Here is an 11,611-nt window from a genome sequence, read left to right as displayed (position 1 = left end):
CACTTTTTTGATGGTATATGTAAAGATAATTCAGGGTGCGGTAGATATCATTGATGTATGCGTTTTTACAAAAATTATTTAGGACACGATTGCTATACAGACGTCAAAAAGCATTAAATACTTGTGCAATCAGCCGTTTTTCCGTAATTTTGTGATTCCACATTATCGTTTATTTTTCATTCGCTATGGCTACAAATGACAAAGGGTTGACGCCCATGATGAAACAGTTCTACTCGATGAAGGACCAGCATCCCGACGCCGTACTGCTGTTTCGTTGTGGCGACTTTTACGAAACCTATGGTCAGGATGCCATCGTGGCGGCCAACATCTTGGGCATAACGCTCACCAAACGCAACAACGGCGGACTGAGCGGCGAAACGGAAATGGCCGGCTTCCCCCATCACGCGCTCGACACCTACCTGCCCAAACTCATCAGGGCGGGCCGGCGCGTGGCCGTATGCGACCAGCTGGAAGACCCGAAGAAGAAGCGGCAGGAAATCAAGGGCAAGCGGGGACTGACCGAAATGGACAAGATGGTGAAGCGGGGCATTACCGAGCTCGTGACGCCGGGCGTGGCCATGAACGATAACGTGCTCAACTACAAGGAGAACAACTTTCTGGCGGCAGTGCATTTCGGCAAGAGCAGCTGCGGCGTGAGCTTTCTCGACATTTCCACGGGCGAGTTTCTGACGGGCGAGGGCACCGTCGACCATGTTGAAAAACTCTTGGGCAACTTCATGCCCAAGGAGGTGTTGTACGAGCGAAGTCGGCGCCAGGACTTCCAGAAGCGTTTCGGTCAACGTTATTGCGTGTTTGAAATGGACGACTGGGCCTTCACCGAACAGAACTCGCGGCAGAAGCTACTGAAGCACTTCGGCACCAAGTCGCTGAAGGGATTCGGCGTGGACCATCTGCGTAACGGCGTTACCGCCAGCGGCGCCATCCTGCAATATCTTGAACTGACACAGCACACCCATATCAATCATATCACCGCGTTGGCGCGCATCGAGGAGGAGAAATACGTGCGGCTGGACAAGTTCACCATCCGTTCGCTCGAACTGCTGCAGACCATGCAGGACAACGGGGCCTCGCTCTTAGACGTCATCGACCGCACCGCCACCCCCATGGGCGGCCGCATGCTCCGGCGCTGGATCGTCTTTCCGCTGAAGGACGTGAAGCCCATCGAGGAACGGCTCGGCGTGGTGGAATACTTCTTCCGCCATCCCGACTTCCGTCAGGAACTGGACGAGGCGTTCCACCGTGTCGGCGATCTGGAGCGCGTCATATCGAAGGTGGCCGTGGGTCGCGTGTCGCCGCGCGAGGTGGTGCAACTCAAACGGGCCTTGCAAGCTCTGCAGCCCGTCAAGGCGGCGTGTCTCGCGGCCGAGGATGAGTCGCTGAGGCGCATTGGCGACCGGCTCGACCTGTGCGAAACGCTGCGCGACCGCATCGAAAAGGAGATACAACCCGACCCGCCGCAGCTCGTCAACAAGGGCGACGTCATCGCCGACGGTTACAACGCCGAGCTCGACGACCTGCGTGCCATCAGCCGTCACGGCAAGGACTATCTGCTCGAGATACAGCGGAAGGAGGTGGAACGCACCGGCATCGCGAGTCTGAAGGTGGGTTTCAACAATGTCTTCGGCTACTATCTCGAGGTGCGCAACACGTTCAAGGACCGTGTGCCGCCCGAGTGGATTCGCAAACAGACGCTGGCCCAGGCCGAACGTTACATCACCCAGGAGCTGAAGGAATATGAGGAGAAAATATTAGGCGCCGACGAGAAGATTCTGGCGCTCGAGGCCGACCTCTTCGCGCAACTGATTCAGGCCATGCAGGCGTTCATTCCGCAGATACAGACCGACGCCAACCTCGTGGCACGGCTCGACTGTCTACTGTCGTTTGCCAAGGCGTCGGAGGAGAACCGATACGTGCGGCCCGTCATCGACGACACCAATGTGCTCGACATACGCCAGGGACGCCATCCCGTCATCGAGACACGGCTGCCCGTGGGCGAACGCTACGTGCCCAACAACGTGTATCTCGACACAGAGAAACAGCAGATCATGATGATTACCGGACCCAACATGGCGGGTAAGTCGGCCCTGCTGCGCCAAACGGCCCTCATCGTACTGATGGCGCAGGTGGGTTGTTTCGTGCCGGCCGAGAGTGCGCGCGTGGGACTGGTCGACAAGATATTCACCCGTGTGGGGGCCAGCGACAATATTTCGTTGGGCGAGTCCACTTTCATGGTGGAGATGACCGAGGCGGCCGACATCCTCAACAACGTGTCGCCCAAGAGTCTTGTACTCTTCGACGAACTGGGCCGTGGCACGAGTACCTACGACGGTATCAGCATTGCCTGGGCCATCGTGGAGTATCTGCACGAGCACGCCAAAGCCGCCGCACGCACCCTCTTTGCCACCCACTACCACGAACTGAACGAGATGGAGAAGAACTTTCCGCGGGTCAAGAACTATAACGTGAGTGTGAAGGAGCTTGACGGCAAGGTCATCTTCCTGCGCAAGCTCATGCGGGGCGGCAGTGAGCACAGCTTCGGTATCCACGTGGCTGAGATCGCGGGCATGCCGCGCTCCATCGTGAAACGGGCCAACGTCATTCTGCACGAGCTGGAAGCCGACAACGCGGGCGTGGGTCGGGCCGGTCGCCCCGATACGACAAAGATCAAGGAACACAGCGAGGGATTGCAACTGAGCTTCTTCCAACTCGACGATCCGGTTTTGGCGCAGATCCGCGACGAGCTTCTGGGACTCGATGTCAACCGCCTGACGCCGCTCGAAGCGCTCAACAAACTGAATGAAATCAAGAAGATTTTGGGTGAGTCTTAGGTGATGGTTAACCGGCCATTGCTTTGCTTTCCCCTCCGGTCAGCGATTTGCAATTCCCTTGCTACGCCAACTTATACCCTTCGTCGGTGAGGGCTATCTGACACTCCCACAATCAAAAAAGGGAATGACTCGCATGTGAGCCATTCCCTTTTGCTATTATAAAGGTTGAATAAATTTATTTCATGCGTTCATTCAATCTCCCATCTTTTCATTTTACTATTCTTTCACTTCCCAAATATCATTGGTTTCGAGCAATTCCATGAAGTTGTGATAAGGTTTCTTGGTCTTTACCTCTTCTATTTGGGCGTTGACAGCCTCGTCGTAGGTGGGTGCTTCGACGTCGCGGATAATGCCGAGCGCCACGGGGAAGCCGTGTTCGTTGTCCATCATGGCCAGCTTGAGCTGCAGGGTGTCGTCGATGGCGTGGGCGTCGTGCACGAGGATATCGGCAAGGGTGACACCGTTTTCACCAATCTTCACGACTTTCAGGCCGAAGCCTTCCTGCATCAGACCGTACTCCTCGTTCTCACCGAAGACCAAGGGCTTGCCATGTTCTACGTAGATGGCGTTCTTGCGGCGTCCCTCCTTGGTGTAGATAGAGTCGTAACAACCGTTGTTGAAGATGACGCAGTTCTGCAAAATCTCGCACACCGACGCCCCCTTATGGCGTTGGGCGGCCTGCAGGATGCGCTCGGTTTCCTTACCGTCGGTAGCCACGGAACGGGCGAAGAAGCGGCCACGGGCACCAAAGCAGAGTTCGGCGGGGCGGAACGGGTCTTCAACAGTGCCATAAGGACTCGACTTCGACACGAAGCCGCGTGGACTCGTGGGGCTGTACTGGCCCTTGGTGAGGCCGTAGATGCGGTTGTTGAGCAGGATGATGTTGATATCGATATTGCGCCGCATGGCATGGATGAAGTGGTTGCCGCCAATGGCCAGGCCGTCGCCGTCGCCGCTCACCTGCCACACGCAGAGCTTGGGGTTTACCACTTTCACGCCCGTGGCCACCGAGGCCGCACGCCCGTGGATGGTCTGCATGGCGTAGGTGTTGACATAATAGGGCAGTCGACTCGAACAGCCGATACCGCTGATGACGGCCGTTTCATACGGAGGAACGCCGATTTCGGCCATTGCCTTTTGCAGACTGGCCAGAAAGAAATGATCACCGCAGCCCGGACACCAGCGCGGCTGACCTTTTTTATAATCTTGTGCTGTAAATTCGCTCATGATTTTCTTATTTCTAAGTAACGGAATAGATTGTTTTCAGTGTCGTTTCCAAAAACGGAAAAGGCAGAAAGTTTAATAAATGACACGCTCTTCGAAGGTGCCGCCCATGCGGGGTTCTTCCTTGGTGTTGATGATTTTCTTGAAACCGCACACCAGTTCGCTCACGTTGAAAGGCTGCCCTTTCACCTGATTGTACTGGTAGGGCGCGAAGTCGTTGATGCGGATACGGAGCAACGCGGCAAACTGGCCGAGGTTCTGTTCGGCCACCACCACCTTTTTGTAGCGTGTCAGCACTTCGGCCGTGTTGCGGGGTAGTGGGTTCACGTACTTAAACTGGGCCAAAGCCACCTTGTGGCCCTCGCGGCGCAGCTCTTCCATGGCCGTGAAAAGATGGCCGTAGGTGGAGCCGAAGCCTACGATGAGCAGGTCGGCGTCGTCCCGGTCGCCCTGCACTTCCACGTCGGGCACCTCTATCCGGGCTACCTTCTCGAAGCGCAGATGGTCCATACGGTCGTGGTTTTCGGGCTCGGTGGAGATGGCACCGGTCTCGCCGTCCTTCTCTAATCCTCCCAGAATGTGGGTGTAACCTTTCTGTCCAGGGCGTGCCCAATAGCGTACCCGTGTCTCGGGATCGCGCTGATAGGGCGTGTATTTGTATTTCTGCTCCTTGGTGACATAGTGAGGACGAATCTCAGGCAGGTCGTTGATGTCGGGCAGCCGCCATGCCGACGAGCCGTTGGCGATGAAAGCGTCGGTCAGCAGCACCACGGGCGTCAGGTGTTCCAAGGCTATCTTGGCGGCCATGAAGGCGGCGTCGAAGCAATCGGTGGGGCTGGTGGCGGCGACGACAGGCATAGGGCTTTCGCCGTTACGACCGTAGAGCACCTGCAACAGGTCGGTCTGTTCGCTCTTGGTGGGCAGTCCGGTCGATGGTCCGCCGCGCTGCACGTCGATGATGACGAGCGGCAGTTCGTCGATGACGGCCAGGTTGATGGCCTCGCTCTTCAAGCAAATGCCCGGTCCCGAGGTGGATGTGGCGGCCAAGGCACCCGCGAAGGCCGCCCCTACGGCACTGGCGCAACCCGATATTTCGTCCTCACACTGCACCGTGATGACACCGCACGACTTGTGCTTGGCCAGTTCGTGCAGGATATCCGTGGCCGGCGTGATGGGGTAAGAGCCTAAGTAGAGCTGCAGTCCGGCGCGCTCGGCGGCGGCGATGAGTCCGTAGGCCGTGGCCTTGTTGCCCGTGATGTCCATGTAGCGGCCGGGCACCTTGGTCTTACTGTCGATGCGATAGGTGGCGGGTACGCTGGCGTGCACGTTGTGACCGTAGTCGTAGCCCGCGTTCACCACCTTGATGTTGTTCTCGGCTATCTGCGGTTTCCGGGCAAACTTGTCGCGCAGGAAGTTCTCTACTAATGCCAGGTCGCGGTTGAAAAGCCAGCAAACGATACCCAAGGCAAACATGTTGCGGCACTTCAGGATGGACTTGTTGTCCATTCCGCTGTCGGCCAGGCAGGCCTTCACCATCCGCGTGATGGGGCACGCCACGACACGATCCTGGTCGATACCCATCTCCTGCAGGTAGTCGTCGCTGTGAAACTCGGCCTTGCGGAGGTCGTTAGGTCCGAAACTGTCGGTGTCGATGATGATGGTAGCCTGCGCCTTGGCGTATTTATACTGCGTTTTAAGCGCGGCGGCATTCATCGCCACGAGCACGTCGCACTTGTCGCCCGGCGTGTAGACGCGGCCCTGTCCGATGTGCACCTGAAATCCCGATACGCCCGTCAGCGATCCTTGCGGGGCCCGGATGTCGGCGGGATAATCCGGAAAAGTGGAGATACCGTTTCCTACGGTTGCGGAAACTGTTGAGAAAATGTTGCCGGCCAGCTGCATGCCGTCGCCGGAGTCACCGGAGAATCTCACTACGACTTGCTCCAGTTCTTTTACTTCGAGCTCTTCAGCCATCTTTTTGTGTTTTTACGGAATGTAATGTGTAGTAATATATTTGAATATACGGGCAAAGATATAATAAAAAAGGGAATATGAAAAATAAAAGGAAGAAAAAAGCCTCTCTCGCTCCTTTTGGGAGGAACGGGAGAGGTTATAGCTGTCCTGCTTCTACTTGCAGAACGATGCGTTCGGTGATACGGTCGACGCCTGTGGCGTCGTATTTTTTGGCCAGCGAGGCGCCGAAAGTCCAGGCGAAAGCCTGCCAGAAACCCGCACGGACAGGACCGAGAATGGCTTGCAGCGTGCCATAGGCCGAGTTGCCACACTCGCGATAAACCAGTTTGATAAGCAATTTGCCCTGCGCGTAGGTTAGTTTTTTCATGCGTGGCGTGTATTCCTTCTTGATACTCTTCTCTACATATTTAAGATGTTCGTCGCGTGCTTTTTTGTTGGGCAAGGTCTGTAGATATTCGTAGGTCTCGATAATGATACGGTTCACCTCCTTGGCGATGGGCAGCACTTTCTTGATGTTCGCAACCAATCGGTTGTAGGCTTGCATCTGTCCCGGATTACTGAACTGCTGCCGGGGATAGCACCACACGTCGTTAAGCTCCACGTATTGGATGGAGTCGCCATGGTTGAGCACCTTTCCCACCTTCACCATCGGCACAAACGTGGGCTTATCGATATCCACCTCACGGTCTTCGGGGTTCACTCGGCCCGGTTTGTCGTTGTCTATCTGCGCCATTGCCTGCAGGGCGACAAAGGCCAGCAGCGTGATCATTCCTATCGTTTTTCTCATCGTTCAATAGAATCAACACCGCAAAGATACGAATTTTCTATTGTTTTCGACAGCAAGGCGTAAGGAACATAAGGATTGTTTTCAAAAAATATCCTTACTCCATTTGCATGCCGATGTTTCCATAAAACTGCTCAATGATGCTGAGAATATCGTCGGGCAGATAGTCGAAGGCCTTGGTGATAAACTGTTCGGGAATCTCGTAGTAGGCTTCGGCAATGCTGCCGCAGATGGCGGCCTTGGTATCGGTGTCGCCACCGGCCGCCACGGCTATGCGGATAGCGTCTTCAAAGTTCTGACTCTCCATGAAACAGCTGATGGCATAGGGCACGGTCTCCTGACAGGTGCCGTCGAAGTGGTCTTCACTACCTATTTTATAGATGTCGGAAAGGGTTGGGATGGTGTAGTGGAAATTGCGTTTCACGGCACTCCATATCTCATCTTTCGTGATGCGACAGGTGCGCAGCCAGTAGATGAGCGTGGCCACACACCGGGCCCCGTTGATTCCTTCGGGATGGTTGTGGCTCACGATAGCGGACTTTCGGGCTTCGTCGAGCACCTCATGGTAGTCGTCGAAGAGCCATCCCACGGGGCTTACCCGCATAGCCGAACCGTTGCCACAGCTGCCCGTGGGTTGCGGGTCGTCGCTTTCTATCCACGTCAGGAACCGTTCGCCATAGCCTCCCATGGGCGTGGGATAGCGTCGGCACCAGTCGTGCAGCGACTCCTTGTATGACCGATGGTTCATGATGGCGTCGGCAACGGCCACGGTACAGATGGTGTCGTCGGTGTAACTACATTCGTCGGTAAAGAGAGTGAAATCCCGGTTGGTTTGTTTTGCAAATTCAAAACGCGATCCAACAATGTCGCCTATAATCGCTCCTATCATGTGTCTAAGGTATAAAAAAGGTTGAGGATTACAAGAAGTGGTTCCACCGAGAATCGAACTCGGATCAAAGGTTTAGGAAACCTCCGTTCTATCCATTAAACTATGGAACCCCATATCAGCCCATGCGGCGTGATCAAGGGCAAAGGTAAAATAAAAAGCCCGTTTTTCAAAATAAATGCCGTATTTTCTTTCTCTTTAAGTTAGCAAGCGATGAAGTCCCCGGTTTCATCATACGGCAACCCATCCAAACCGACATTCAGAAAGCCATTCCCGGTAACCCGTTTCCAAAAGCATAACTTTTACCTTGCAAAAGCATAGCTTTTAGCGTGCAAAAGCAGCCCTTTTAGGAGGTAAAAGCATAGCTTTTGCAAGGTAAAAGTTATGCTTTTGGAAACGGATTCCGGACAAGCGATAATATCATGGGTTCTCCCGAACCGGCTGTTCCAAGTGTAGCGGTTGTTCGGCATGGTTTTCACGCAGGGCGACGGTGGGGTGAAACGTGTCGAGGGTGCCGACGGTGGGCTGCGACGTGTCGAGATTACCGATGGTGATGTCGAGAAGGGTAATCCAATCGGTGTAGTGGAGTCGGATATGGAGCGTGCCGTCGGGCGCGAAGGCGTAGCTGCCGGCCAGCGTGAAGGGGCCGCTGATTCCTTTGAAGCGGTCTTTGGCTCGGACGGAATAGACGGGCGTGACGGATGTGGTGATGGTGTTCCATCGGCCGTAGGTCATGGGCAGGCTGACACGGCGGCCCTCCTGCACGTAACTGAAGGTGACGCTGCTGCCGGTTCGTTCAACGGCCACTTCGGACCACGCGTAGACGTTGGGCTTCAGTCCTATGGCTAATTGTCGCGGCATGCGCTTGGGTGCCCTCTTGCTGCCTTCGGGGGTCGGCAACAGCCTTTGAACGGGCTTCTTTTCGTGAGGCAATGGCAGTTGGGTGTCGACCACCAGCGGCAGCAGTTCGCGCCACACCAACCGACGCTGACGCGTGCCGTTGATGGCCGAGCACTCCGTTATGACAACAACCATGTCCTTGTCGGGCACCACGAGGATATATTGCCCGTAGGCACCGTCGGCCCGTACCGCCCCCGGATATTCGCAACGCCACATCTGATAGCCGTAGCCCGGTCCGCCGTTGTCAATCTGTTTCTTCATCATCTCCTTCACCCAGGCCTCGGGAATGAGCTGTCGGCCCCGCCACCGACCGCCCTGCAGCAGCAACTGGCCGAATTTGGCCAATGATTCGGCCTGGATATACAGTCCCCAGCCGCCCGTGTCGATTCCCTCGGGACTCTTCTCCCACTCCACCCGCGTGATATGGAGCGGTTCGAAGAGGCGTGGCTTCAGGTATTCGAGCAGCGTTTGGCCCGTCACTTTCTGCAGAATGGCACTCAGCAGATAGGTACACATCGAGTCGTATCGGAATTTTCGGCCGGGCCTGTCGATCGTTTTCGACAGCCAATAGCTTGTCCATTGGGGCTCCATGTTGCGGAAATCCCAGTCGGGCGTGATTCCCGACGCCATTGTGAGCAAGTCTCTGACGGTCATCTGCCGGTAGTTCGCGGCGTTGCGGTGGTCCATCGGAAAGAAGTCGGCCACGCGGCTGTCCGTATTGAGCCGTCGCTCGCTGATGGCTATGCCCACGGCTGCCGCCACGAATGTCTTCGAGCAGGAGTACATCGTGTGCATGCTCTCGGCTCGGAAGGGAGCCGGATAAGACTCGTAGGCCACCTGTCCGTGGCGCATGACGATGAGACTGTGGATGGCTGTTCGGGGCAGCGCCATCAACGAGTCCATCAGTCGGTCGACCGCCGCCGAGGGAATGCCTACCGTTTCGGGTCGTGTGCGGGGCAGATCGTCCACCTGCGCGTCGGCTGTCAGCAGTGAAAACAGAAAGCAGAGAACCGCCACGGGGCGGATGATGGATGAAGAATGATGATGGTGGGTGGAGAATGTTGGGTGCATAGCGTGGTATGATTTGATGAATAATGGGTTAAAGATAATCGTTTCTGCCGACAGTATCAAATCTTTGCGCCCCATATTCGCCCACAATGTTTCATGACCACGGTGGGAAAGCGGGCAAAAAGCGGTGACGCAAATTTGGAATTATTGGTTAAAAACACTATTTTTGCGAGTATATTTAAAATACGCGACTACCTGCTGCCCATACAGTCAAGGATGCTTTCCCTGACCGACGGCCTGTGGAAGCAGAATCCGGGATGGAACAATTAACCTATCAATCCATTAATTATATGCAAAATAAACTTCTATACGGTCTCACGGGTACGATAGCATTAGGCGCCTTCGTGCCCGCTCAGGCCCAGCGTAAGCCCATGAATATCGTCTATATCATGAGCGACGACCACTCCTTTCAGACCATCAGTGCCTATGACAACCGCTTCATTCAGACGCCCAACATCGACTGGATCGCCAATCACGGCGTGAAATTCAGCGAAAGTTTCGTGGCCAACTCACTGAGCGGACCGTCCAGAGCCTGCATGTTGACGGGCAAACACAGCCACGCCAACGGCTTCACGGACAACTCGAAGACGTTCGACGGCGGCCAGCAGACGTTTCCGAAGCTGCTGCAGAAGGCGGGCTACCAAACGGCGATGATCGGCAAGTGGCACCTCACGTCGCTGCCCACGGGCTTCGACTACTGGGACATTCTCATCGGACAGGGCGACTACTACAACCCCGACTTCCTGTGCAACGGCAAAGAACTGCGCCGACCGGGCTACGTGACCAACATCATTGCCGATCTGGCCATCGACTGGATGGACAATCGGCGCGACCCGAACAAGCCTTTCTGCCTGCTCATGCACAACAAAGCGCCCCACCGGGTGTGGAGTCCCGACACGTGCGACCTCGACCTTTACAACGATAAAGTGTACCCCCTGCCGGCCAACTTCTACGACGACTACAAGGGACGACGCGCCGCCGCCAAGCAAGAGATGAATATCATGAAGGATATGGATATCGTCTACGACAACAAAATGGCCGACCACGAGAACGAAATCCACTCAAACAAGGAACTGGAAGCCATGGGCCGCGCCAACTACGAGCGCATGTCGCCATCGCAGCGTGCGCAGTGGGATCGCCATTACGACCCTATCATCAAGCGGTTCAAAGAGGCGGGCCTGTCGGGCAAGGCATTGGCCGAATGGAAATACCAGCGTTACATGCACGACTACATGCGCGTCATCCACTCGGTCGATCGCAACGTGGGACGCGTCATCGACTATCTGCGCTCGAAGGGACTGCTCGAGAACACGCTCATCGTCTATACCTCCGACCAGGGCTTCTACATGGGTGAGCATGGATGGTTCGACAAGCGCTTCATGTATGAGGAGTCGTTCCGCACGCCACTGCTAATGTATCTTCCGGGCGGCAAGCGAGGCACCGTGAAAGAGATGGTGCAGAACATCGACTACGCCCCCACGTTCCTCGAACTGGCGGGCGTTGAGGTGCCCAAGGATATCCAAGGGCGCTCGCTGCTGCCACTGCTCCGGGGCCACAAGCCCAAGGACTGGCGACAGTCGCTCTACTACCACTATTACGAATATCCGGCCGAGCACTCCGTGTGTCGACACTACGGCATCCGCACCGGCCGCTACTCGCTGATACACTTCTACAACGACATCGACGCCTGGGAACTCTACGACCTCAAGAACGACCCTTCGCAGATGCGCAATATCTACGGCCGGCCCGGCACAGAGAAGCTCACGGCACGCCTGAAGCGCCAACTGCTGCAACTACAAGTGCAGTATGACGATCCCATCCGCAACAACGGAAGGTAAATAAGATCCTGTAAGGACGCGCCTCGTGCGCGTCCTTTTTCCTGACTTCGTCAATGCGTACCCCAAAATTTTTCGTCAAAGAGTTTTG

7 protein-coding genes and 1 tRNA gene are annotated in these 11,611 nt (G+C 55.7%); 2 read left to right on the top strand and 6 right to left on the bottom strand.

The annotated features are described in order from the left end of the window. The first annotated feature begins 185 nt into the window (after positions 1 to 185). A complete protein-coding gene (mutS, locus tag JHU38_RS11630; protein ID WP_107581818.1) occupies positions 186 to 2,849 on the top strand; it encodes a DNA mismatch repair protein MutS in 2,664 nt (887 codons plus the stop codon). A 216-nt stretch (positions 2,850 to 3,065) separates the two neighbouring features. Here the strand turns inward: mutS and JHU38_RS11625 are convergent, their stop codons facing one another. The 6 genes from JHU38_RS11625 to JHU38_RS11600 form a co-directional block, all read right to left on the bottom strand. Beyond that, on the bottom strand, positions 3,066 to 4,076 hold the full coding sequence (locus JHU38_RS11625; protein WP_107581817.1) for a 2-oxoacid:ferredoxin oxidoreductase subunit beta: 1,011 nt from the start codon (positions 4,074 to 4,076) through the stop codon (positions 3,066 to 3,068). A 72-nt stretch (positions 4,077 to 4,148) separates the two neighbouring features. After that, positions 4,149 to 6,047 carry a 2-oxoacid:acceptor oxidoreductase subunit alpha gene (locus JHU38_RS11620; RefSeq protein WP_107581816.1) on the bottom strand — a complete coding sequence of 633 codons (1,899 nt, stop codon included), beginning with the start codon at positions 6,045 to 6,047 and terminating at the stop codon, positions 4,149 to 4,151. A gap of 136 nt (positions 6,048 to 6,183) precedes the next feature. After that, positions 6,184 to 6,834, bottom strand: a complete 651-nt coding sequence (locus tag JHU38_RS11615) for a DUF4294 domain-containing protein (RefSeq protein WP_107581815.1) — start codon at positions 6,832 to 6,834, stop codon at positions 6,184 to 6,186. 94 nt (positions 6,835 to 6,928) lie between these two features. After that, positions 6,929 to 7,720: an ADP-ribosylglycohydrolase family protein gene (locus tag JHU38_RS11610; RefSeq protein ID WP_107581814.1), complete on the bottom strand. Its 792-nt coding sequence runs from the start codon at positions 7,718 to 7,720 to the stop codon at positions 6,929 to 6,931. Between the two features lie 38 nt (positions 7,721 to 7,758). Next, a tRNA-Arg gene (locus JHU38_RS11605) sits at positions 7,759 to 7,830 on the bottom strand. A gap of 307 nt (positions 7,831 to 8,137) precedes the next feature. Continuing rightward, the gene (locus JHU38_RS11600) at positions 8,138 to 9,763 is read right to left on the bottom strand and encodes a serine hydrolase domain-containing protein (protein ID WP_146157004.1); all 1,626 of its coding nucleotides are present in this window, start codon (positions 9,761 to 9,763) and stop codon (positions 8,138 to 8,140) included. A 212-nt stretch (positions 9,764 to 9,975) separates the two neighbouring features. Between JHU38_RS11600 and JHU38_RS11595 the strand changes: the two genes are divergently transcribed. Further along, positions 9,976 to 11,523: a sulfatase family protein gene (locus JHU38_RS11595; RefSeq protein ID WP_107582372.1), complete on the top strand. Its 1,548-nt coding sequence runs from the start codon at positions 9,976 to 9,978 to the stop codon at positions 11,521 to 11,523. Positions 11,524 to 11,611: the final 88 nt, after the last annotated feature.

Source organism: Prevotella illustrans, from assembly GCF_017426725.1.
GTDB lineage: Bacteria > Bacteroidota > Bacteroidia > Bacteroidales > Bacteroidaceae > Prevotella > Prevotella illustrans.
The sequence above is the reverse complement of the archived record's forward strand: the minus strand, read 5'-3'. Positions and strand labels throughout refer to the sequence as shown.